Raw genomic sequence first — 24,535 nt, 5'->3', positions numbered from 1 at the left:
ATTCTTGTGACTCAAGATAACCGTAATCAGTACGATCCTCACACTCTGGTGTGGGCGCTGCTGGACAACAGCATCTTGGAGCATCAGGCTGGATATTGTACGGAAGTCGATATTTATCTGCATAGCGGGACTATGGTTACCCTGTCCGATAACGGGAGAGGGATACCTGTAAGCGATGAGCTTAATGTCCAAACGGTATTGACCGGAAATGCAGGTTCAGACTTAAGCTCGACCAGCTTGCCGAACGCTAATACAGAAATTAGCGCCGCCGCCGTCAATGCCTTGTCCCACAGATTATTTGTTGAAATTCGCAGAGAGGGAACCATCTACAGGCAGGATTATATGGATGGTATTCCGCAATCAGGTGTAATCCCTATTGGTTCGACGAAGGAAACGGGAACAAGTGTCACGCTGGAGGTGCAAGCTGAGCGGTTCAATCAACCTTTTGACAGGAACCGACTGGAAAATGGGGCTCTTGAATTGACGCAGGGGTATCCCGGTTTAAAGGTGCAAGTTCATTCTTCCAGGAGTTAGTAGATAGGAGGCTGCTTCGGCAGCTTTTTTCATTAATGGGCAGTTGTGATTGGAAATGGAAGGGAATTGGAGGGTGATAAGGAATATGTTATTAGGAGTTTTGATAGAAGGAGGGCGATTATGAAAAAGTCTAACTTTGATTTTATGAAAAGCAGGCCGCCCTATTATAATTTTTGAAAGAAACCCAAGGCATACGGGGCAAGCCTCGTCTAGTTGCTGTTTGGTCTTCCTTTCTGGAGATAACATCAAAGATCTTCGCGTTTCCCAATAACTGACAGCAGTCCGGCAGAGCAGCTTAATGTATGGACGAGTAAAAAAGTATACGTATTGAAATAGAAGCTGTTCGTATACTGATTAAACCAACCATAGCGGTAGATTCTCGATTTCGGATTGTCGGGCGTCCCTCCAAGTGCATGGATGAGCTCCACGACGTTATAGAGGATGCAGCCAAGCAATATGGCAATGACAGTGACAGTAATCGGCAGGATGAATTTGAGACGGAGAGGGGTGGTTTTCCCTATCCTTCTTGCTGATGCAAAGGTAAGAACCAAACTGACTACTAGAAAGGGAAATAGTATCATAATGACGAGCAGTCCAAGGTTTCCGTTGCCGGATATCCGCTCCGGCCGTATCGTAAATAAATGCTCTACCATATAAAATCCGGTAAACGTTATAAGCAAACTGGCGGCACAGAGACGATATATACCTGCCAAAGCTTTCACCCCCGTTTTGTTGTATACTATTCCAATAGTATAAACCTGCCTGCTTATCCAGTGTAACTGGCAGCATGAATTTTTTAAATCGTTTTGGAGGAGGAATAGACAGATGAAGCTTCGCTGTGCGATATTGGATGACTATCAGAACGCGGCTTTGGACCTGGCGGATTGGTCTTCCCTTCAGGATAAAGTGGAATTGACCGTCTTCACGGAGCATATGAGCCATGAGGATGAGGTAGCCGAGGCTATTCGGGACTATGATATTGTCGTGATCATGCGGGAACGTACGCCTTTCCCCAAATCGTTATTTGCCCGGCTCCCCCAGCTGAAGCTGCTCGTGACAACAGGAATGCGAAATGCCTCTATTGATCTGGCGGCCGCCGCTTCCCATGGCGTCGTCGTCTGCGGAACGGCAGGCAAGCCGGAGCCGACAACCGAGCTGACATGGGCCTTGATCTTAGGGCTGGCAAGACATATTCCCCAGGAATATAACGCCCTTCGGACCAATGGCCCGTGGCAGAGCACGATAGGGGCGGATCTGGGCGGCAAGAGACTGGGATTGCTCGGCCTTGGTAAAATCGGGAGCCGAGTGGCGCGCATCGGTCAAGCCTTCGGTATGGAAGTGGCTGCCTGGAGCCAGAATCTGACGCAGGAGCGGGCAGAGGAGTGCGGCGTCCGGCTTACCGGCTCAAAGGAAGAGCTGCTGGAAACGAGCGATTTTGTTTCTGTTCATCTTGTGCTGAGCGACCGTACCAGAGGTCTGATAGGGGCCGAGGAGCTGCGCCGGATGAAACCGACGTCGTATTTGATCAACACGTCCCGTGCGGTCATAGTCGATCAGCAGGCACTTATTGAAGCGCTGCAAAACCACTGGATTGCCGGGGCGGGAGTAGATGTTTACGATATTGAGCCGCTGCCGAAGGATCATATTTTCAGAACGCTTCCCCATATTTTGACTACACCTCACCTAGGGTACGTATCTGAGGGGAATTACCGGATTTTTTATCGCGATGCGGTGGAAGATATCCATGCATTTTTGAACGGCTCGCCTATCCGTACCTTACAATAAGGATAGGAGTCAAGCTTTAGTGGAAAATACTTTTATACGAAGCATAAATTTGATATCGACATGACGGGACAGTCCGATATAATGGCAATATATGCCGTCTAACTTCTTCTTTGACAGACAACATCGAGGTATATACCTATCTTGTGCATTAGATTTTGATGGCAGGATATGCAACCCATACTCTAAGGAAGGTGTAGTCCATCGTGCATTGGAAACGTCAAATGTTGGAGAAAGCCTATCGGATAGCGGAGCCTTTTTGCAGTCATACGGGAGTCGCGGGTGTTGCCTTGGGAGGAAGTATTGGAAGAGGGCAGATGTGGAAGCATTCTGATCTGGAGCTGTGCCTAGTTGTGGAGCGGCGTATCGAGGAGCTTCAGCATTTTAACTATATGGACTCCATGGGAGTAGAAATCATTCAAATTACCAAAAGCCGGATGAAGGAATTTACGGAGCAGTCCGGTGAACCGGATAGGTCCATACTGGGATTCCCGATTCAAATATACAAATGCAAAATCTTACACGATCCCGAACAGCTTCTGAATGCATTCAAAAAACGGTATGATTCCTATTTATTTCACGAGCATAGTACGAAATTTAAAGAGAAAGAAGCCTTGAAACAGGCCGATGCCAAGCTGGACAAGGCTCGGGAACAGGTTGCCCGGGGCAATTACAGAACCGCAGCGGCTCATTTGCGAGTCGGCTTGAATTTTCTGCTGCTAGCCGTTTATTGGCATCATCACATACTTCCGAGGAGCCAGAACCGAACGATATACTTTTTACATAAAAATTCGCAAGTCATAGGGAATACCAAGCTGTACGACGCTTTTATCCAGGTCTTTGGGCTGGAAAATCCAAGGAAAACGCATAAAGACGCTCTGCAGAATGCTCAGCGGGATATTTTCCAATTATCAGACACGTCCTGGGGCAGCAATACCTCCGCCTTTCTAAAAAACGCAGTGGATGGCAATCTGGAATGGGGGCATCATCAAAGTATTGTGTACGTCTATAAATATTGCGTCCACCGAATGCACGGACATGAGAGCTATCCCGAGGATTTTTACGATCGGCCGGATTTTGCACGACAGTTTCCCGAGCTGTACCATTTCCTGGACATGGATACCATGACTTTGGATGATGTGAAGCAGTGGATCCTGATGTTTGAGGAAGCCAGGGGAGACCTGCAGCCGCACGCTGTATAGAAGAGAAAAAGGCGATTGCTTTACTGACCTTGATTGGTTGAGAGCAAACGCCTTTTTGCTTGTACCGTCTATATCTGACAATGGGAGAGCTCACTGCTTCGGTGTCGTCCATCTAATTATTTTTGTAAAAATCTCCGGAATTGATCTCAACTTATGGGCGTTCTGAATAACATAAGGATAACAAGTTGCATAAAGGAGCATACCCAGTGATTACTTATGTGGTTCAGCAAGGAGATACGTTGTATTTGATTGCCCAGCGGTATGGAGTTACGGTAGATGCGTTGATGAAGGCGAACCGGTTAACATCACCCGCGCTTCAGATAGGGCAGCAGCTATCCATACCTGTTTCCGGCCCTGTTACTTATGTTGTGAAGGCCCACGATACGCTCCACCGTATTGCCAAAATGTTCAATACAACCGTTGAGGCCATTATGCGGTTAAACTCGCTCACATCCACAAGCCTGCATGTCGGTCAAACCTTACGAATTCCCATTTATACGGAAGTCATTGTGAGAACAAGTACGGCTGATATACGGGCCCATGCCAGCGCTCAAGCTCCCGTCCTGACACAAATGGTCAGAGGAGCCCGCCTTCCCGTCACCGGAATTATCGGGGAATGGGTGCAGGTTCGTATCTATAACGGACGACTGGGCTGGGTAAGCCGGCACCAGGTTACTATAGTCCCGCATGACGGACGGCGCCCGGTACAGGAGGTATTCGGTTTCTATACCGAAGAGGAGGGGCCGACGCTTCCAAGCTCGCACGAGGTGTTCACCGCCCAAACGGCCCATTTGTCCAATGTAGGTATGTTTCATTTCCGAATCAATAGGCAAAATCCTACGGAGATTGAAAAGTTCCCGGCTACCTTCACCGATGAATATATGAAGGGTGTCGTCAGCTTCGGGCACCGTCATAATGTCAAGATGATGCCGACGGTCCACAATTTGCTGTATGAACGCGGAAATCAGAATGTCAATAAAGATGTGATTCGCGGCATGCTGGCTACCCGGGAAAACCGTTCTGCGTTTATATCGAGCATTATCCAGCTGATTCAAACCTACAACTTTGACGGGGTCAATATCGATTTTGAAGATGTCCATTACGAGGACAGGGAGAAGCTGTCCGCCTTTTACCGGGAGCTGGGCGCCGCATTGAAGGAGAGAGGCTACTATTATTCCGTCGATGTGCCTTCAAGAACGTCGGATGAGCCTACCAATCCGTTCTCCGCGCCGTTTAATTATTCCGTCCTCGGTGAAGTGGTCGATGAGCTGGTGCTGATGCTTTATAACGAGCATGGCTGGCCGGGGAGCGGACCTGGCCCTGTCGTTTCCATCGGATGGATGAGAACCGTAGTCAACTATGCGTTAACCAAAATGCCTGCCAGTAAAATCACGGCGGCCGTATCCGTATTTGGCTTCGACTTCAACCTGACGACCAATCGCAATACGTATGCTACTTACCAGATGGCTATGGATTTAGCGAAGAAATACAACAAAGAGGTCATTTTTGACGAAAAGACCCAGACGCCTATGTTCGCTTACACCGACGAGTCGGGCAACCAGCATGAAGTATGGTTCGAGAATGCAGCCAGCATCCAGGCAAAGATGGATCTTGCGAACCAGCTGGGCATTCGCGGTATCGCTCTGTGGAGGCTGGGGATGGAAGACCCGGCTATCTGGACTATGATGAGGGATCACTTCGTGATCCGAAAGAGCGTCACATAATCGCGATCGACATCTTAACGCGAGAAGTGGGAGACCGTCGGAACAAAGAAGGCTGTACCTTCGAGCTTGTCATCTGTCCGAAGGAAGCCGCCTAACAAAAAAAGCTGTTCTCTTCATCCTGAAGATGAGAGGACAGCTTTTTTTGTTCTATGCGGCGGGGAGCTCCGTCTGCTCTGACTTCTTTTTACGAAACAGGAATAAAATAATCGCACAAGGGATCAAGCACAGGAGACCGCAGGCGATGAAAGCCCCATCCGCTCCGAACCGGTCGGCCATGTAGCCCGCGAATAGATTGCCTACCGGTGTAGACCCGGCAAAGACCAGGGAGTACACGCTCATGACACGGGCCCTGTATTCGTCCTTGGAATGAATCTGCAATGAAGAGTTGCAGTTGGTCGCGAACAAAATATTACACACGCCCGTACACGCCAGGAACAATCCGGTCAAATAAGGAGAGCTCGTCCATCCGGTAATGCACAGGAAAATTCCGATAAGGATGGAAGCGGCAGCGATCACCTTCATCTTGGGTCCGCTCTTGCTTCGCAGCGATACGGTTAAAGCCCCGATAAGCGAACCGACCCCGAGACAGGACATCAGCATTCCATAGGTTCGTTCCTCCATATGCAGTACGCCTTTTGTGAAGACAGGAATCAGGATGGCAAAATTATACGCGAACGTACCGATAACCGTTACGAGTAGGAGCGTTTGTGCCAGGCGTTTATCTCTCGCTATGTACACCATACCGTCTTTGATTTCCTTGAAAATGCTGACATCCTTTTTCTTCTGGCGAACATAAGGGGTTGTTTTAATACGCAGCAGCCCGTACAGGACGGCGATAAAGCTGAGTCCGTTCAATAAAAAGCACCAGGCAGGTCCAAGCAGGGCCATCATGGCAGCTCCGATAGACGGTCCAAGAATACGCGCCAGATTAAACGTAGTCGAGTTCAATGCGATGGCATTCATCAAATCTTCCTTGCCGACGATTTCAATGTTGAACGATTGTCGGGTCGGCATATCGAAGGTATTGGTCAGACCCAATATAAAAGCGATAATCAGCACATAGCCGTACTGAACCGTGTCGGTAAACACCAGAATAGCCAAGACGAAGGCCAAGATCATGGAGACCGTCTGCGTAACAAGAAGAATCTGCTTCTTAGGAAATTTGTCTATGAGGGCACCCGCAAATAAGGAAAAGCAGGTAATAGGCAAAAACTGAATGCTGCCGACCAGCCCCAACAATAACGGCGAGCCGGTTAACGTTAATACAAGCCACGATTGACCTATGTTTTGCATCCAGGTGCCAATTAATGAAATACATTGGCCGAACCAGAAATACCGGTAATTTTGATGCGTCAGGGCATGGAAATGGTTGTTAATGACCCGCTGGCCCATCGCTTTCATGTTCAATTTCGTTCACCTTCCTAGCGTCATAGGCGGACACACGCTCTTTGTTGATCTTTTGGTTCAATCCCCGGTCTCATTAATTCGCGCTGCGTTCGTGCCCATCTTCTCCAAGAGAACCAGCGCCATATGCTTCTCCTCCTCCGTTAAGCCTTGGGATATAAGATTACGCCAGTCGGTTAGGACGGACTTTACTTCGTCTTTGATAAGCATTGCCTTTTCCGTTAAAAAAACCTGATAGGAGCGCTTGTCATCCTCTCTTACTTTTCTCACGACGTAGCCTTGCTCCTCCAGCTTTTTTAAAGCCTTGGCGGTTGTGCCTTTGTCGATCTTAAGATGATTTGAGATTTCCTCCTGACTGAGCCCATCCTCCCGGTACAGCGTGTTCAGAAAAATATGCTGCCCCCGGCCGATATCCAGGTGCTTGAGACGATCACCGATATACATATGGCCATATCGATACAATAGAGAGACCCAGCGGGGAATTGTGCTTTTATGATCCATCTGCGGCAGACTCCTATTCCCGATTGATAGTTGCATGCGCCACTATTATAACGATTAATAGAATCGTTGTAAATGCAACTTTTTTGTATTCGGCGCTGGCGGCGCCTCCAGTTCGGTCATAAGCGGGAGGAGGATCACCCTGAAATTTGGGTTCAAGTGCTGCCATATTACAGAAAACAACCAGCCTCAGTGACCCGGAATAAGCGGACGGACCCTGCCTTCGCGGGCAGGGTTAGTGCCGATAAATGGACAAGCGGGAGTAAAAAATGGAAAATTGTTGTTGCGATTTTACACATTATCCCATAATATATAGCTATTGAGCGAATCAAAAACAGGAAAAGCGACTGTGACCTGATAAGGGAAGGGAGCTTTTTTTGCTGCTCAAAATAAGCTTTTAAGGGGAAATCACGTGGAACCAAATGTAAATCAGAATCAAAATCTCGGTTATCCTGCACCTGGATACCAACAACAAGCGGCGCCGGTTATTTCGGTAAAGGATTGGATGCTGACGATCTTGCTTTTGATCATCCCGGTAGTCAACTTAATTATGCTGTTCGTATGGGCCTTTGGAGGCGGCGCAAATCCTTCCAAGGCTAATTATGCGAAAGCAAGCCTGCTGTGGGCACTTATCGGTATTGCCATATATATTGTTTTCTTCGTTCTCATTTTTGGAGCTTTTTTTGCCAGTGTTAACGGCATGAAGTAACCCATTCCATAATCATAGGTGCAACAAAGCCCTTGCCGTTGCAGGCAGGGGCTTTGTCTTATTTGGCCTTGTTTTCAATTGCGTCCACATGGTGAGCGGCGTAGCTGCGCTCCCCCGTAATTTCTAGACAGTTTAACTGCATTCCATAAGCGCAGCCGCCGTCTATGCCTATTTTGTCTCCTCCGTACCAGATATGAGCCGAATCGTGAAATTGGACAGCTCTTGTATGCCCGAAGACGACTGTTTTTTCCGCATTAGTAGGCCTGCTGTAGAACGGATCCCGAATCCACAGGAAATCAAACAAAGGCTGTTTCTTCCAATCCGGATATTCCGGATTAATCCCCGCATGGGCATAAATATGATGCTCGTCCTCGTAATAATAAGGAAGCTGGCGCAAAAAATGGAGATGATGCCCATAGGTTTGTTGAATAAAGTTCCTCACCGGACCCAGTCGGGTCACGTCATAATCTCTGTTCCATAGGCCTGTATCAGAGCAGTAGCTGATCAGCGTTTGGTGACCCCCGTGCTCGAAAAATTTTTGGACAGCACGCTCTGAAGCTGTTCCATCCATGATCTCAAGAAATCGTTGATCGTGGTTCCCGCGAAGCGCTACGGCTTGCCCCGCATGGACCATGCCGATAACTTGTTCGACGACTTGTCTGCTGTTAGGACCGCGGTCGACGAAGTCCCCGAGAAGTATGAGCTGATCCTTCTGCGCATCGTACCCGGCGGTATGCAATAGTAGATTAAACGATTCGTAGCAGCCGTGAATATCGCTAATGACCAGGGTTCTGTTCAAAGAGACCCTCCTCTCCAATATGCGGTGGCTGACATACCACTGAAGTTAAAATTCCTCTATAAAAATTAACTATAAAGCCAGTTTCTTTAGTTCTCAACCTATTTTTTCTTCCTAGTTGATTACAAAAGGGAAGGTGCCTTACAATGAGAAAGAATTTTTCTATTACATAGTTCGGGGAGCAACCAGCCATATGCCTATGGAGAAAGACCCTTTTGACCGACATTTCGACAATTTTACCAGCTTGGCGGACTTGATTTGTGAAACGCTGCAATGTCCGATTACGATTGAGAACGCCAATCACCAGCTTATTGCCTACAGCTCGCATAGTCCGCAAACCGATCAGGCAAGGATCGCGACGATTGTCGGGAGACGGGTGCCTGAGCAGGTCATCAGCGCACTCTGGAGAAATGGCGTCATTCAGAAGCTGATGGAGTGTGAGGACCCGGTAAGGGTTGAGGCTGTGCATGACGTTGGACTTGGGGGTCGAATAGCGATTGCGATCCGCAAGCATAATGAGGTTCTAGGTTACATCTGGGTGATGGAAGAGAACGAACGGCTCGGCCCCCAGGAATTGGCTTTATTAAAACGTGCGGCGCAGGCCTCAAGACATTTGATGCAGCAGCTTCAGATTCAAAAGCGGAAGGAAGAGGAAGGCCAGCAAAATTTATTCTGGCAGCTGCTGACAGGCCATCTTAAATCGGCACCGGCCATTAAGGAGCAGGCCAAGCTGTTTCATATTTCGCTTCCGGCCTCATTTCAAGTGACGGTGTTTCAGTTTGAACAGGAAATTACAGAGTCCGTGCTTCAGCGGATTCAATACATGATCACCACCACCCAATCCGTCAGGATCGTGCTTCATGTTGTTGACGGTGTCCAGCTTGTTCTGCTCACATCCCGAAGGGACTTCCGTAGAGCATCTGATCCCGATAAGACGATGATAGGCTTTATCGATGAATTTATGAGGCAGATGAGGGAACGATTCGGCATTGCCCCCATCGACGGTGCCTGTGGCGGCGAGTATGAGGATTATACCATGGTGGAGAAAGCGTGGCAGGAAGCGGTACAGGTATTGGAGCTGAAGAGGCGTTTTCCGGACGCGCTCCGAGAAGTTCATCAGCATCGTGACCTCGGCTTTTACCGGTATATTCCAGTGATGACTCATCCCGACGGCACACCTTTATATACTAATAGCAGTCTTCTGAAGCTGCAGGAATATGACCGCGAGCATAACAGCTGCCTGCTTGAAACGCTGGAGGTATTTCTCCATCACGACAGCAGCCTGAAGGATACGGCCGATGCGCTTCATATCCATATCAACACGTTGAACTATAGATTAAAGCGCATAACGGAAATCGGCGGCATGGATATGAAGAACATGGATCACAAGGTATCCTTGTATCTGGATCTCCGGCTGATGAAGCTTTCGAAGTAACGATTTGTTGGATGAATACAAAAGGAAGGGCCAAAATTCTCATTTTTATACAAAGCCAAAGCTTGTTAAGCATTTTATAATCCTCATTAGAAACACATTTGGGGAGGACTTAACATGAAAATCGGCGTTCCAAAGGAAATCAAAAACAATGAGAATCGCGTTGCCATAACCCCTGCAGGTGCTGCGGAGCTGGTCGGCAGCGGCCATGAGGTTTGGATAGAGAGAGGGGCCGGAATTGGAAGCGGTATCTCCGACGAGGCTTATATGGCGGCTGGAGCCAGATTGTTGGATCAGGCGGAGGATGTGTGGGCTGCGGATATGGTATTGAAGGTCAAAGAGCCTCTGCCCGGTGAATACCGGTATTTCCGTCCGGACCTGACGTTGTTTACTTACCTGCATTTGGCTGCAGTGCCGGATCTGGCCCGAGAGCTCGTCGCTAAAGGGGTAACCGCGGTCGCTTATGAAACCGTTCAGGCAGGGAGAACGCTTCCTTTGCTGGTGCCGATGAGCGAAATCGCAGGCAGGATGTCGGCACAAATCGGAGCGCAATTTTTGGAAAAGCCTCATGGCGGCAAAGGGCTCCTGCTAAGCGGAGTGCCTGGGGTCAAGAAGGGCAAAGTCACGGTCGTCGGCGGGGGCGTGGCAGGCATTCATGCGGTACAAATCGCTGTCGGTTTAGGAGCGGACGTTACGGTTATCGACTTGAATGCGGAGCGTCTCCGGTATTTGGACGATATCTTCGGTCCGCGAATTCAGACCTTAATGTCTAACCCGGCCAATATTGCCGAAGCGGTGGAGCAATCCGATCTGGTTATCGGTGCGGTACTGATCCCGGGAGCCAAGGCGCCCAAGCTTATCACGGAACAGATGGTGAAATCGATGGGGCAGGGCTCGGTCATTGTCGATATAGCGATCGACCAAGGCGGAATCGTCGAAACGGCCGACCGGACGACGACGCATGACGATCCTGTATACATCAAGCACGGTGTGCTGCATTATGCCGTTGCCAATATGCCGGGCGCCGTACCGAGAACCTCCACGTTTGCCCTGACAAACGTAACGCTTCCTTATGTGCTGCAAATGGCCAATCACGGCGTCAAGCAGGCAATTCTCGATAATGCGGCGCTTGGGGGCGGAGTCAACGTGATGGGAGGCTGCGTCACGCATCGGACTGTCGCCAGAGACCTGCAATACGACTACGTTCCCGTAGAAAGCGCGGTTTAGTCAGAACGCGGGCTGCTGAACTAATGAGGGGGAACACGGCTGCATGTATAGCTACCGGGATACTAGGGCTGAAGTATCGCTCGATGCGATAGCCTTCAATACAGCTTGGTTTAAGCAAAAGATAGGTGATTCGTGCCGAATGATGGCCGTTGTCAAGGCAGATGCATACGGGCACGGTGCGGTAGAAACAGCCAAAGCGGCTGTTGCCGCCGGGGCCGATTATTTGGGGGTTGCCATCGTTGACGAAGCGCTGCAGCTTCGGAAGGCGGGAATCGAGTGCCCGATTCTCGTTCTGGGCTACACGGCGCCCCGTGCCGTGGAAGCGGCGATTCGCCACCGTATTGCGCTGACTGTCTTCACGAACGAGGTATTGGACTGTGTGATGGACTGTTCGTACCGGCTGCAGCAGCCGGCAGTCCTTCATATCAAGATAGATACGGGCATGTCCCGTCTTGGTATAACCGAAGAGGACGAGGTGCTGGCCTTTTTCAGGAAAGCAGGCCGAAGTCCTTATATCCGGGTGGAAGGGATATTCACCCATTTTGCCCAAGCGGATCATGACGATACGTCGTATACATGGAGGCAGTATGAAGCTTTTGCTGCCATCCTGAGGCGGTTAAAGCAGGAAGGGCTGTCCATCCCAATAGCGCATTGCTGCAACAGTGCGGCGGCACAGCGATTTCCTTCCATGCATATGGATATGGTTCGAATAGGGATCAGCTTGTATGGATTGATCCCATCACCGGGCATGAAGGGTGCGGCTGTCGGACTCCGGCAGGCATTTCAATTAAAATCCTCGGTCGCCTCCTTAAAACAAATCCCTGCCGGCCAGCCGATCAGCTACGGAGGCACCTTCCGTCCGGAGCGGGAGAGCATGATTGCCGTAATTCCGATCGGATATGCCGATGGATTATCCCGGGCTTTATCCAATCGGGGGTCCGTCTTGATCCACGGGCATAGGGCTCCTATCGTTGGCACGATCTGCATGGACCAAACCATGCTTGATGTAACGGACATGGAGGATGTTCGGGTCGGAGACGAGGTGATCCTCTACGGAGGGACAGAAGGGAGCTGCAGCTGCGGCATCTCGATGGATGAAGCGGCGGCACTGCAGCAAACCATTAACTACGAGATCGTATGTACCGTCGGCAGGAGAGTTCCCCGCTTGTATCTGCGTGACGGACAAGTTATCGGCTACTCCAGCACGTTATTAGATGCTGCATTCTGATGAGCAGGGAGGGAGAAGGGTGAGACAGCAGCTTTTGGAACGCAAGCTGACGGAGCATTTTGAAGCTTATGCTTTGGAGAGGCAGTTCAGCGGAACGATTTTGGCAGCAGAAGAGGGGCATATTTGCTTTCATAGATCCTATGGCCTTGCCAATTGCGAGCATCAGGTTCCGAATACCGGCGAGACCAAATTCCAGATCGCTTCGATTACGAAGCCAATCACGGCTATGGCTGCGCTTATGCTGGAAGAGCGGGGGGTTATCGATATTCGAGGGAGGATTGGCGATTACCTCCCGGTAGCAGACGGGCTCGATTCCTGCATTACGATCCATCAACTGCTTACGCACACATCGGGCATTCGCGATTTTGAGAAGCTGCCTGGGTTTGCAGGCGGGCTGGAAAGAACGCTATACGAAGGTCTGGATATCCTGCAATTGATTCAGCATGACCCGCAGCCATCAGTGCCGGGCACGAAGTGGGAATATTGCAATACGGGCTACAATTTGCTGGGCGTTCTGATTGAGACGGTAACCGGCATGAGCTATGCGGAATTTGTGACGCAGAACATCCTTGCTCCTCTTGGCATGGATTCTACCGGCTTCGGAAGCTCGGATAGCATTGTGCACGGACTGGCACAGGGCTATTCGTTGAACGAAAAAGGGGAGCAAGTCAAAGCCCGTTACTTTGAGCTAGGTAACTTCTTGGCTTCGGGCCATATGGTTTCGACTGCGGAGGACCTGCTGAAATGGGACCGGGCGCTCTATCCCGGACATCTGGTTTCGGAGGAGCTGCTCCGCAAGATGTTCGCTCCCCATGCCTACATAGACGAGATCCGCCACTACGGCTACGGATGGTCCATATACCATGGAAGCCGTGGACATGGAGGCTGGCTGCCCGGTTATTGGTGCAAATTCAGGCAGTTTCCGGAACGTAAGCAGGTCCTCATCATGCTGTCCAACCAGGATTACACGAAAGAAGACGGAATCATCGACCGAACGGAAGCTATTTTTAAGGAATGTCTTTGAAGTTATTGTAAAAAACCGTTGACAAATAAGGAAAGCGGTTTTATAATTCAATTCAATGCATTGATATACGGTAGGTTCGAGTAGATGGAGAAACCCTTATCCGTAATCATGCCCTTCTTGTTGGAGGGTGTGTTTACTGTTGATAGGGGTTTTTTGTTATTGTTTGAATGATTCGAATCGTATTTCCGCGCGGATACCGGACAAAGATTTATTTACCTTTTATAAAAGCGAGGAAGAGGATATGAGAGGTTACATATTTGATCTGGATGGTACCGTTTATTTAGGGGACAAAATGATTGAGGGCGCTGCTGAAACGATTCGAACGTTGAGAGAACGGGGGGATAAGGTCGTCTTTTTATCTAACAAACCGATCGCCACACGGCAGTCTTATTCAGAAAAGCTGACGAAAATGGGCATTCCGACCCGTGTCGAGGATGTCCTGAATTCCTCCCTGATAGTCGCTCGCTACTTGCAAAAAAAGCTGCAGCCTGGCGAGAAAGTGTATGTCATTGGTGAGCAGCCCATCCATGATGAGCTGCATGAGCATGGCATTCCAATCACCGGGGACAGCGTGAGACCTGATTATGTCGTGTTATCCTGGGACCGCCAGTTCACTTACGACAAGCTGAACCTTGTCTATCAAGCCGCAGTAAGCGGTTCCAAAATCATTGCATCGAACCCGGATGCGACCTGTCCGCTGGATAACGGCCAAATTCCCGATACGGGCACCTTTATCGCAGCGTTGGAGGCAGCGACGGGCCGATCGATCGACCTGGTGGTAGGAAAGCCTTCGCTCATTGCGGCAGAAGCGGCTGTGGAGCACCTGGGATTGAAGTATGAGGACTGCTTCATGATCGGGGATCGGTTGGAAACGGATATCAAGATGGGCAACGATGCAGGGATGGCATCGGTTCTGGTGTTAACCGGCGTTGCAACGGCGGAGATGGCTGCAGCCTCAGAGTTTAAGCCTAGACATGTCATCCCGAGCATCAAAGAAATCGTCCGCCTCTAGAGGAATCATGGTATAATGGTTCTACTTGCAGAAAGGGGGAGACGAATGTATCCGATCGTCGATTTGGTCGAGCATCAAACTATCGCGGCCGTGCAGAGAGAAGAAGACCTGGAGCTTGCCCTGCAAAGCGAAGCCAACATCATTTTTTTATTGACGGGCTCCATCTTCAACATCAAAGAATTGGTAGATAAAGTGAAAGCGTCGGGTAAGCACGTATTTCCTCACATGGAGTTTATTGACGGCATATCCCCTGATAAAAGCGGGGTTACTTATATGGCGCTGAATATCAAACCGACGGGCATCATTTCTACCAAAAGCAACTTGATTCGAGTGGCCAAAGACTTACACCTGATGGCCATCCAGCGTATTTTTCTTATAGACCGCAGCGCAGTGACAAGAGGCATTAAAGCCGTTGAGCAAAGTCAGCCGGATGCGATAGAGGTGATGCCGGGCATTATGCCCCGCATCATCCGAGAGATGACGAATATGACACCGCTGCCGATCATTGCCGGAGGGTTGGTCGGCAATCAAGAGGAGATTGATGAAGCGTTAAGAGCGGGCGCATTAGCGGTGTCAGCCGGTACATCGAGCTTGTGGTAACAACTAAATACACAATAGCAGATTCAAAGCGGGATGAGACTAAGGAGAAACCTCTTTGAAAAAGTGCGGCCGGGACTTGTCGGTTGTTCTTTTTCATGGAGGTTTTTTCTATTCCCGAATCTGAACTTTCTGGAGGTGAATACGATGAACCGTCACGGAGCTTTTTCATCAGCAAGCAGAACGGCCAGACTGCATTCGATGGCGGAAAGCGAGCTCGATTTACTTGTTATTGGCGGCGGGATTACAGGAGCAGGTATAGCCTTGGATGCCATCACCCGAGGGATCAAAGTAGGTGTACTCGAGAAGAATGATTTTGGTTCGGGTACGAGCAGCCGATCGACGAAGCTGATCCACGGGGGGCTGCGATATTTGAAGCAGGGAGATTTCAAGCTGGTACGGGAGGTGGGCCGCGAACGGGCGATCCTATACAGAAACGCGCCTCATCTTGTCATTCCGGCCCCTATGCTTCTGCCGGTGTATAAGGGAGGCACCTACGGCTATCTGGCTTCCTCCATAGGCCTATACCTTTATGATTGGCTTGCCGGCGTCGCCCGCAAGGAGCGCAGGAAGATGCTCGGCCGCAGAGAAGTGATGGAGATAGAACCCTTGCTGAAGAAGGAAGGGCTGAAGGGCGGGGGCTTATACTTTGAGTACCGTACGGATGATGCGCGTTTAACGCTGGATATCATGAAAACGGCTTCACAAAGAGGGGCTCTAGCCGTCAATTATGCCGAAGCAAAGAAGATAATTTACGAGAACGGGCGAGCAGCCGGTGTTGAGGTTCATGACAGCATCAGCGGAAGAAGGATGGTGATCCGTGCGAAGCACATCGTCAATGCAGCCGGACCATGGGCTGATCAAGTCAGGGATTTGGACGGCTCGCTCAAGGGCAAACGGTTGTTTTTGACAAAAGGGGTGCACCTGGTCGTCGATTACCATAGATTGCCGGTGCATCAATCCGCCTACTTCGATACGCCGGACGGCAGAATGGTCTTCGTCATTCCCCGAGGGGATATCACCTATATCGGCACGACGGATACGGCTTACTCCGATTCCATCGATCAGCCGAGAACGACGCAGGAGGACAGGGAGTACCTTCTCCGAGCCGTCAATGCGATGTTTCCAGCAGTTAAGCTCACCCGGCAGGATGTGAAATCTCACTGGGCGGGACTTCGGCCACTCATCTATGAAGAGGGTAAAGGTCCTTCCGAGCTGTCGAGAAAAGACGAAGTATTTATCTCCGAGAGCAGGCTGATAACGATTGCCGGAGGGAAGCTGACCGGGTTCCGTAAAATGGCGGAGAAGGTGGTCGACCTGGTAGCCGAATTTCTGGGCAAGGAAACCGGCAAAGTCTACCCGGGCTGCACAACCGATCAAATCGTGATTACCGGCGGCGAGACTAAGGAAGGCTTCACCTTTGCCGAATGGAAGCAAGAGATGCTGAAAACAGGCGTTGCCCTCGGGGTCAGCACGGCCGTCATGCAGGAGTGGATCGACACCTATGGCTCCAATGCATTGAACATTCTCAATTATTTGCCGGATGCCCGGAAGCATCATGTACCGGATAACCTGCAGTGGCTCTTTGCGCAGCTCCGCTACTCCGTAGAGGAGGAAATGACGGTCACCGCCTCCGACTTTCTAAGGCTTCGTTCAGGATGGTCCTACTTTCAGCTGGCCAAGGCGGAGAAATACCGAAATATCGTCGAGAAGATGCTAGGCGATCTATTAGGTCTTGATACACATCAAAAGGATATGCAGCTGGAGCAGCTGAATCAGCTGTTTCATCATATCCACGAGCTTCCGGCAAGCGATACCAGGCTGCAGAAAGCTTCATCGTAAAGGGGGAGTCGAAATATGAACAGTATATGGCACATTTCTCAATTCGACCTGACCCTGCGCATCTTGACTGCGGCTGCGATGGGAGGACTGATAGGCTTTGAACGGGAATGGAGCAACCATGCCGCAGGGCTTCGCACCCATATTCTCGTGTGTGTCGGAGCTGCCGCCATCATGCTGCTGTCCATCTACGGCTTCGGGGAATTTGCCGTAGAGCCCAACGTAAGAATGGACCCTGCTCGTTTGGCGGCTCAGGTTATCAGCGGGATCGGGTTTCTGGGTGCGGGGGCCATTATCAGAACGGGCTCGACCATATCCGGTTTGACCACAGCTGCTTCAATCTGGGTCGTGGCCGCAATCGGACTTTGCGTAGGGGCAGGCTTTTATTATTGCGCGGCTCTGGCAACCGTTCTAGTCTTCCTCAGCCTGTTCGCCTTGAACAAATGGGAACGGTATCTAATGCGCAACCGGAGGCATCAGGAGGTGGTCATCAAAGTGTATGACCGTCCGGGCGTGATGGGCAAGATCTCCACTGTCTTTGGCGAACAGGGGATCCAGATCGTTACGGTGAAAATGAAGTCGGAGGAGCCTCATCATAGCCCCGATGGAGATGTCCCTGTTATGGAGCTGAAGTTCAACGTAAAAACAACTCACTCCGAAAAGCTGATGCGGGCGATTCAGACCATAACGGCCTTAAGCGCTGAAGAGATCATTTCCCTGGAGGCTTCCCCGTGGAAGCTGCCGGGTAATTTGGAGCCGGGCAGAGCTCCTACCGTATAAATCAAGCTTGCGAGAATACTCTTGTATGTCTAGCGGAATAGTGGTATCATTAATAATTTATTAACATATCAAAGGATTGACAATCCGTTATACCCTATGGCATACTTTTCAACGTAAGAGGTATTACACAGTACAACACATCATACTAACTTGGATGCGGAGATCATGAGATAATCCAAGGGACAATCTTCTTGCCTGTGCTTATTGCGCGGCATGTGTCTCTAGACGTTCTCTTGGTCTTTTTTTGTCTGCCTGATCCTATTTGGAGGTGAGACCCGCATCGCTAGTCGGTCTTGAGACCGTTGTAAGCCTTTTCATATTCAAACACGAATGCAAACTGAGAGGGGTATTTAGAATGAAACATAAGAAATGGTTATCTTTGACTGTCATGGCTGCACTATTCGGCTCTGTCATCGGCTGCTCCAACTCCAGCACAGGTGCCGGCGAGAAAATTGAGGACGCAAAAACAGCAGCGGAGGATAATTCTCCGATCACGATACAATATTGGCATTCCCACTCGGAAGAGCAGATGGCCGGAGTGAACTACATGATCAGCGAGTTCAACAAGAAATATCCGAATATTACGGTCGAGCCTGTGTTCCAAGGCGGCTATACGGATTTACATAAAAAATTGCAAGCGGCGGTTGCAGCCAATGATGTTCCAGCCGTTACGAACGTTGAGGTATCGGCGCTGCCTAACTTTGCGGATGGCGGAGTGTTTGCAGACCTCGGTCCATATATTAAGCGGGACGGCGTGGACTTGAACGACTTTTCCAAAGGTATGCTGCAAGCCTATTCCTTTAAAGATAAGCAGTACGGATTTCCGCTCATTGTAAGCACGAGTGTCATGGTATACAACAAAACGATGTTCGATCAATTGGGCGTGAAGCCTCCGCAAACCTGGAGCGAGATTGAGGAGTTCAACAAGAAGGTGACCGTGAAGGAAAACGGTAAAACCACCCGCTACGCGTTCTCCGTTCCAGGCTGGGATACATGGTATTACGATCCTTGGATCTCCAACGGCGGCGGTACGATCCTGACCAAGGATAATAAATCGGGCTTCGATCAGCCGGACAGCCTGCGCTGGGCGCAAAACTTCCAAAAATGGATTAAAGACGGCTCCATGCAAATGGGTTACGGAAAAGGCGCATCCGATGTTATGAGACAAATGTTCCTTGAAGGCAAGGTCGGTATGGTGCAGCATTCCTCGGCCATCATCAAAACGTACGTGCAAAACGCGAAATTCGAGGTTGGCGTATCGTTCATTCCAGGGGATAAAGAGAGAAAATCCCACATCGGGGGAGCGGGAATCGTGCTGATGAACGGCGCAAACGCCAAGCAAAAAGAAGCGGGCTGGAAGTTCCTGAAATTCATGGTATCTGCAGAAAACAATATCAAATGGGCGGATTATACAGGCTACCTGCCTACGCATAAATCGGTTGTAAACACAGACGAAGGCAAGAAGTACTTTGAAAAATGGCCGCAATACAAGGCTGTATTCGAGAATTTCGATAACGTAGCTCCACGCATCCAGCACCCTGCTTATCCTGAGTTCAGCGAGAAGTACAAAGAGGTTGTCGGTAAAATGGTATTGAATAATGAAGATCCTGTACCTTTGCTGAAAGAAACGGTAAAGCCTATCAACGAAATTATTGCTGATTACAAGTAAGCACGGGAAGGAGCAATACAATGAAAGAAACGGGAAGCACTAATATCAATGCCCGGGTGAATTCCGCTGCCAAATCAGGCACGGGCAGACGCTCCGCGTACCGCCTGCTGGAGGGGTTGAAGGATTTTTCCTTCGCCCTGCCGGCTTTGGCGTTTCTGGTCATCTTCATTTATTATCCATTGGTAAATTCCTTCTACTTAAGCTTTACGAACTGGAATATGACGAAGCCCGTGAAGCAATTCGTCGGCTTCGACAATTATGAGAAGCTGCTTACCAGCGAGACCTTCTATAACGTATTAAGAATAACATTTACTTATACGGTCCTGGATGTAGTGCTAACCTTGGGCTTCGGATTATTGTTAGCGCTTTTGTTCAACGTATCGTCCCGATTCTTCAATTTCCTAAGAATGCTGTTATTTATGCCGCATTACATTTCCATGGTCATCGTATCCATGATCTTCCTGTGGATCTTCAACTCCCAGTACGGCTTAATGAACGAGCTGTTAGAGTTAGTGGGCATTGAGAAGGTACAGTGGCTGCAAAATCCGAAAACGGCGCTTTGGGTTCTTATCATCGTTTCGGTCTGGAAGGGCGTTGGATTTGCGATGATCATCTTTATCGCCGGCCTGCGCGGGATTCCAGTTGAATACTATGAAGCGTCCAGCATCGACGGGGCCAGCAAATGGACGCAGTTCTGGCATATTACGCTTCCGCTGCTGTCGCCAATTACTCTGTTCCTTGTCGTGACGAACTTTATTTCTTCCATGCAGGTGTTCCAATCCGTAGATATTATGACCAATGGAGGACCCTTGGAATCGACCAAAGCGATGGTGTACTGGATTTATACGATGGCTTTCTCCGAATTTAAAACAGGCCGGGCCTCTGCGCTGGTTATCATTTTCTTCTTCATCATCGTTCTTCTGACCATGCTGCAAATGTACGTCTCCAAGAAGAAAGTTCATTACGAAGGGTAGGTTATAGATCAATGACGAAATCACTAGGGGTAACCACCCGTTATATATCGGCCATTCTCATTACGCTGATTGTCTTTTTCCCAGTGTACTGGATGCTCGTAACCGCTTTAAAATCGCCGGAGGAGCTTCGCTTGGCCGTACCGACCTTTTGGCCGGAGAAATTAATGTGGCAGAACTTTTTCCAAGCCTTCAATACCATTCCGTTCTGGCGCTTTGCCTCCAATACATTGATCCAAACGGTGGGGATTATCTTCCTTCAAATCAATATCGGACTTATGGCTGCTTATGCTTTTGCCAAAGGAACATTCCCAGGTAGAGAAAAGCTGTTCATTCTGGTATTGGCTGCCTTGATCGTACCGGATCAGGTTACCTTCGTGCCGGTATATGTCATGATGTCTAAGCTGGGCTGGATCAATACGTTCTATGCGCTGATCATTCCGCATGCGGCTTCGGCCTACGGCATCTTCCTGCTGCGTCAAACGTTCAAATCCATTAATAACGACGTCATCGAGGCGGCGAAGGTGGACGGAGCGAATCGCGTGCAAATTTTGTACCGCATTTTGACGCCGATGGCGTTCCCGACGGTCATTACCCTGCTGGTTATCAGCTTTATTCACAGCTGGAATTCCTACTTCTGGCCTCTCGTTATGACGAACTCCAATCAAATGCGCGTACTGACTGTCGGTATCGCCATGATGAGAGATTCTATCGCTGGTAACGAAGCGTTAAACTTCCATCTGCTGATGGCTGCAAGTGTGGTTGTCATTTTGCCGATCGTATTGGTATTCGTTTTCGCTCAAAAATATATTGTGGCGGCCATGGCCAATTCGACCTTTAAGTAATGGGATCGTATCCCCACAAAGGGGAACAAGGAGGCTGTCATTTTGAAGCAAAAAGCTATGCTGATTGTACTATCTTGTATGCTCTGTGTGACAGCAGCGGGCTGTCAGCCTTCTTCGGCGGGTAATGCCATGAAAGCAGCGGAGCAGGCGGCTCCGGCAGCAGCGAAAAAGCCGGAGGACCAATCCGCAGCCAACGGCGGGAAAATAACGCAGGAAGAAGCGGGGATTAAGATCCGGATCGATTTTCCGGAAATCAAGACTTTCCTGCAGGCCGCCAAGCAGGGGCCGATCGTTCCTGCATTAATGCAGAAGGCGGTTCCTCAAGGGATCGGATTTATAGAAGAGAAGAACTGGATTCTCATCAGCCATTATCGAGAAGGCGGGCTCCCAAGTCTGCTGTCGGTTATAGACGCCGGCACCGGCTCGATGGTGAAGGTAATGGAGCTTTACAAGGACGCTGACAAGCCTTACACTGGTCATGCCGGGGGCGTTACGGTCAGTAAGAGCCACGTGTGGATATCATCCGATAACCACGTTTTCCAGCTTAACCTGGATGAAGTGATGAGTGCCCCAAATGAGAGCAAATTAATGTTCAGGGGCTCCATTCGCACGGATACCCGGGCGTCTTTTACGACGTATAGTGATGGCGTCTTGTGGGTAGGTGAATATGCCAATGGTAAGGACTATCCGACGGAAAAGTCGCATTATATGAACAATCGCGACGATAAGGAATATAAAGCGTGGACCGTAGGCTTCAAGCTCGATCCGCAGACCGATTTGCTTCCTGCCGGCAAGGCAGCGCAATCGAACACGCCCGTAGTACCGGACTATATTTTATCTATACCGGACAGCGTTCAAGGGATGGCAGTCTTGAAGAATAAGATTTTGCTAAGTCAATCATCCGGACGGAATGCGGCCAGTGCTTTAATCCAGCATACCAACGTCCTGGCGGAGCCGCCTCACACCAAGGCGGTCATCGGTTCCGAATCGGTTCCCGTATGGTTCCTGGATTCAAAGAACAAACCGGAATCGATGGCAATTCCGCCTATGTCGGAAGGAATCGTTTATTCCAAAGACACGCTGTACCTGTTGTTCGAATCCGGTGCGAGCATGTACAAGGCTTCCTCCAGCTATGCGCTGGACCGTATTCAACTGTTGACCATGACCGATTAAACAGGAGGATGAACAATGAGTATCGTCGGATTAGCACATCGTGGGTATCCCAAGAAATACCCGGAGAATACGCTTGTTTCATTTCAAGCTGCGTTGGATCTGTCCTACAGCCACCTGGAGCTGGATGTGAATTTGACCAAGGACGGCGTTCCGGTTGTCATTCACGATCCTACGGTGAACCGTACGACCAACGGAAAAGGTCCTGTTCTGGACTATACATGGGAGGAGCTGCAAAAGCTGCGGACAGACGGAGAGCAAGCCATTCCGACCCTCGAGCAGGTATTGCGATTGGCTAAAGGCAAGGCGAAGGTGGACATCGAGCTGAAGCAGAGCGGCAACTTGTATGCGGGAATGGAAGAGAAGGTGCTGGAGGTTGTACGCGCCTGTGACGTTCAGGACCAAGTGTTCGTGACTTCGTTCGACCATTATGCGATTCAGCGTATCCGCCAATTATCGAAGGATATAGAGGTCGGGCTCGTCATCTATGGCGCGACGCCGTCCATCTTTGGTTTCGCCGAAGAGCTGAACGCCAAATATATCTCGGTCAAATACATCTATCTAACGCAAGATTATGTGGGCTTGTGTGAAGAAAAGGGCATTCAGCTTATCGCATGGACCATTGATGATGAAACCCATATGCGCCAAATGCGCAAGCAGTATCCGGGTGTATGGGTATGCACTAATGAGCTGGAAAGATGGAAGAAGTGCGTTTTGGAGACGGAAACTCCGTAAGATATATTCATTATGAGTCAGGCTGTTTTGCAGGCAACGCGGGTTGCTTGCAAAGCAGCCTTTTTTTATTTTTGATCAATCGAAGCTTCCTAGTAAAGAAGAAAGAAGTTCATTATCGGAGGGTCACCATGGATAATATGTACTTACAACTTTGAATAATGATATAATGAACGTAAAAATTTGAACGATAAGCGTAGAAGCAGCGGTTCTATTCGAGGTGACCTATGACAGACGTCAAGCAGCAGCCCAAGTATATGCAATTAAAGCAGGAGATTTTAACGTGGCTTCAATCAGGCAAGCTCAAGCCGGACGACCAGATGCCGACGGAACATGAGATTGCCGAGCAGTTTCAGATGAGCAGACAAACGGTACGGCAGACGTTCGGTGTGCTGGAGCAGGAGGGATGGATTTACCGGGTGCAGGGGAAGGGCACCTTCGTCTCCAATCCGCAAACGGCCCGGAAGCAGCAGGACGTACAGACGATCGGGATTATTACGACCTACATTTCCGATTATATTTTCCCGCACATCGTACGCGGGGCCGAAGCGGCTTTGCGCAGCAAAGGATACCGCATGCTGTTGTCCAGTACGGATAACGACAAGGACAAGGAAAGAGAAAGCTTGCAGATGATGATGAGTCAGCCGTTAAGCGGGCTTATTATCGAGCCGACCAAGAGTGCGGAGGGCAACCCGAATCTAAGCTACTATTTGACACTGAATTACCATAACATTCCATTCTTGATGATCAACGAAACGTACCCGGAGATAAATTGTCCGTACATTAAGGTGGACGATGAGGCGGGGGGCTATTTAGCTGCTGAGCACCTGATCAAGCTGGGACACCGAAACATCGCCGGCTTCTTCAAGATGGACGATTTGCAGGGTGTCAATCGCCTCAAAGGATTTATTAAAGCGCATCAGGACTACCAGATTCCGCTGCCGCCTGAGGCTGTCATTCATTACACGACGGAGACTAAGGCGAAGAAGCCGTTCGAGGCGGGGTTAAGGATGCTGAACGACCAGCCGAACCGTCCTACCGCATTCGTATGCTATAACGACGAGCTGGCGGTAATGCTTCTGGAAGCCACAAGACAGGCGGGTTTAAGCGTGCCTGACGAGATCTCGATAGTCGGCTTCGACGATTCGCCGCTGGCGGTGGCCACGGAGGTGAAGCTGACGACCCTAACGCATCCCAAGGATGAGATGGGGACCCTGGCTGCGGAGATGTTAATGAGGATTGTTGAACAAGGACATGCAAACGCAGAGATGCATCAGATCATTACACCGCAGCTCATTATAAGAGAATCGACAGCAGCGATAAAATAATGGTAGAAAAATTGTACGTACAAATATATAAT

The 24,535-nt window shown here is 49.7% G+C and carries 23 protein-coding genes; 19 read left to right on the top strand and 4 right to left on the bottom strand.

From position 1 onward, the window contains the following. Positions 1-6: 6 nt before the first annotated feature. Entirely contained in the window at positions 7-534 is a 528-nt protein-coding gene (locus B1728_RS14105) for an ATP-binding protein (RefSeq protein WP_256865349.1), read from the top strand. A 245-nt stretch (positions 535-779) separates the two neighbouring features. Here B1728_RS14105 and B1728_RS14100 read toward each other — a convergent pair whose 3' ends face one another. After that, positions 780-1,247, bottom strand: a complete 468-nt coding sequence (locus tag B1728_RS14100; RefSeq protein ID WP_256865348.1) for a hypothetical protein — start codon at positions 1,245-1,247, stop codon at positions 780-782. A 112-nt stretch (positions 1,248-1,359) separates the two neighbouring features. Between B1728_RS14100 and B1728_RS14095 the strand changes: the two genes are divergently transcribed. From B1728_RS14095 to B1728_RS14085, 3 genes are all read left to right on the top strand, one after another. After that, entirely contained in the window at positions 1,360-2,319 is a 960-nt protein-coding gene (locus B1728_RS14095; RefSeq protein WP_079910859.1) for a D-2-hydroxyacid dehydrogenase family protein, read from the top strand. Positions 2,320-2,522: 203 nt separating this feature from the next. After that, positions 2,523-3,518: a nucleotidyltransferase family protein gene (locus tag B1728_RS14090; RefSeq protein ID WP_144027860.1), complete on the top strand. Its 996-nt coding sequence runs from the start codon at positions 2,523-2,525 to the stop codon at positions 3,516-3,518. A gap of 206 nt (positions 3,519-3,724) precedes the next feature. Continuing rightward, entirely contained in the window at positions 3,725-5,242 is a 1,518-nt protein-coding gene (locus B1728_RS14085) for a LysM peptidoglycan-binding domain-containing protein (RefSeq protein WP_144027859.1), read from the top strand. Between the two features lie 147 nt (positions 5,243-5,389). Here B1728_RS14085 and B1728_RS14080 read toward each other — a convergent pair whose 3' ends face one another. Further along, positions 5,390-6,643, bottom strand: a complete 1,254-nt coding sequence (locus B1728_RS14080; protein WP_079911055.1) for an MFS transporter — start codon at positions 6,641-6,643, stop codon at positions 5,390-5,392. A 63-nt stretch (positions 6,644-6,706) separates the two neighbouring features. After that, positions 6,707-7,147: a MarR family winged helix-turn-helix transcriptional regulator gene (locus B1728_RS14075; protein ID WP_079910857.1), complete on the bottom strand. Its 441-nt coding sequence runs from the start codon at positions 7,145-7,147 to the stop codon at positions 6,707-6,709. 409 nt (positions 7,148-7,556) lie between these two features. Between B1728_RS14075 and B1728_RS14070 the strand changes: the two genes are divergently transcribed. Next, entirely contained in the window at positions 7,557-7,853 is a 297-nt protein-coding gene (locus B1728_RS14070) for a hypothetical protein (RefSeq protein ID WP_079910856.1), read from the top strand. Positions 7,854-7,911: 58 nt separating this feature from the next. Here the strand turns inward: B1728_RS14070 and B1728_RS14065 are convergent, their stop codons facing one another. Further along, on the bottom strand, positions 7,912-8,652 hold the full coding sequence (locus B1728_RS14065) for a metallophosphoesterase family protein (protein ID WP_079910855.1): 741 nt from the start codon (positions 8,650-8,652) through the stop codon (positions 7,912-7,914). A gap of 190 nt (positions 8,653-8,842) precedes the next feature. Between B1728_RS14065 and B1728_RS14060 the strand changes: the two genes are divergently transcribed. The 14 genes from B1728_RS14060 to B1728_RS13995 all read left to right on the top strand — a co-directional run bounded on the left by B1728_RS14060 (position 8,843) and on the right by B1728_RS13995 (position 24,503). Further along, positions 8,843-10,084, top strand: a complete 1,242-nt coding sequence (locus tag B1728_RS14060; RefSeq protein ID WP_079910854.1) for a PucR family transcriptional regulator — start codon at positions 8,843-8,845, stop codon at positions 10,082-10,084. 114 nt (positions 10,085-10,198) lie between these two features. Beyond that, positions 10,199-11,308 carry an alanine dehydrogenase gene (gene ald / locus B1728_RS14055; protein WP_079910853.1) on the top strand — a complete coding sequence of 370 codons (1,110 nt, stop codon included), beginning with the start codon at positions 10,199-10,201 and terminating at the stop codon, positions 11,306-11,308. 43 nt (positions 11,309-11,351) lie between these two features. After that, positions 11,352-12,536 (top strand): alanine racemase, encoded by a 1,185-nt coding sequence (alr, locus tag B1728_RS14050; protein ID WP_079910852.1) that lies wholly within the window; start codon positions 11,352-11,354, stop codon positions 12,534-12,536. A 19-nt stretch (positions 12,537-12,555) separates the two neighbouring features. Further along, a complete protein-coding gene (locus B1728_RS14045; protein ID WP_179136011.1) occupies positions 12,556-13,560 on the top strand; it encodes a serine hydrolase domain-containing protein in 1,005 nt (334 codons plus the stop codon). Positions 13,561-13,801: 241 nt separating this feature from the next. Beyond that, positions 13,802-14,572: an HAD-IIA family hydrolase gene (locus B1728_RS14040; RefSeq protein WP_079911054.1), complete on the top strand. Its 771-nt coding sequence runs from the start codon at positions 13,802-13,804 to the stop codon at positions 14,570-14,572. 45 nt (positions 14,573-14,617) lie between these two features. Next, positions 14,618-15,172 carry a glycerol-3-phosphate responsive antiterminator gene (locus B1728_RS14035; RefSeq protein ID WP_079910850.1) on the top strand — a complete coding sequence of 185 codons (555 nt, stop codon included), beginning with the start codon at positions 14,618-14,620 and terminating at the stop codon, positions 15,170-15,172. 144 nt (positions 15,173-15,316) lie between these two features. After that, positions 15,317-17,011, top strand: coding sequence for a glycerol-3-phosphate dehydrogenase/oxidase (locus B1728_RS14030; RefSeq protein WP_079910849.1), 1,695 nt, complete (start codon positions 15,317-15,319; stop codon positions 17,009-17,011). Between the two features lie 15 nt (positions 17,012-17,026). Continuing rightward, positions 17,027-17,788: an MgtC/SapB family protein gene (locus B1728_RS14025; protein WP_079910848.1), complete on the top strand. Its 762-nt coding sequence runs from the start codon at positions 17,027-17,029 to the stop codon at positions 17,786-17,788. Between the two features lie 355 nt (positions 17,789-18,143). Beyond that, a complete protein-coding gene (locus tag B1728_RS14020) occupies positions 18,144-19,457 on the top strand; it encodes an ABC transporter substrate-binding protein (protein ID WP_079910847.1) in 1,314 nt (437 codons plus the stop codon). A 20-nt stretch (positions 19,458-19,477) separates the two neighbouring features. Beyond that, complete coding sequence (locus B1728_RS14015) at positions 19,478-20,431, top strand: carbohydrate ABC transporter permease (protein WP_079910846.1); 954 nt, start codon at positions 19,478-19,480, stop codon at positions 20,429-20,431. 11 nt (positions 20,432-20,442) lie between these two features. Then, positions 20,443-21,273 carry a carbohydrate ABC transporter permease gene (locus B1728_RS14010; RefSeq protein WP_079910845.1) on the top strand — a complete coding sequence of 277 codons (831 nt, stop codon included), beginning with the start codon at positions 20,443-20,445 and terminating at the stop codon, positions 21,271-21,273. A 42-nt stretch (positions 21,274-21,315) separates the two neighbouring features. Beyond that, positions 21,316-22,446 (top strand): hypothetical protein, encoded by a 1,131-nt coding sequence (locus tag B1728_RS14005; protein WP_079910844.1) that lies wholly within the window; start codon positions 21,316-21,318, stop codon positions 22,444-22,446. Between the two features lie 15 nt (positions 22,447-22,461). After that, positions 22,462-23,178, top strand: a complete 717-nt coding sequence (locus B1728_RS14000; RefSeq protein WP_079910843.1) for a glycerophosphodiester phosphodiesterase — start codon at positions 22,462-22,464, stop codon at positions 23,176-23,178. Between the two features lie 224 nt (positions 23,179-23,402). Continuing rightward, the gene (locus B1728_RS13995; RefSeq protein ID WP_079910842.1) at positions 23,403-24,503 is read left to right on the top strand and encodes a GntR family transcriptional regulator; all 1,101 of its coding nucleotides are present in this window, start codon (positions 23,403-23,405) and stop codon (positions 24,501-24,503) included. Positions 24,504-24,535: the final 32 nt, after the last annotated feature.

The sequence above is a fragment of the Paenibacillus sp. 32352 genome, assembly GCF_002042965.1.
GTDB lineage: Bacteria > Bacillota > Bacilli > Paenibacillales > NBRC-103111 > Paenibacillus_S > Paenibacillus_S vulneris.
This window is presented reverse-complemented; position numbering and strand designations above follow the sequence as displayed.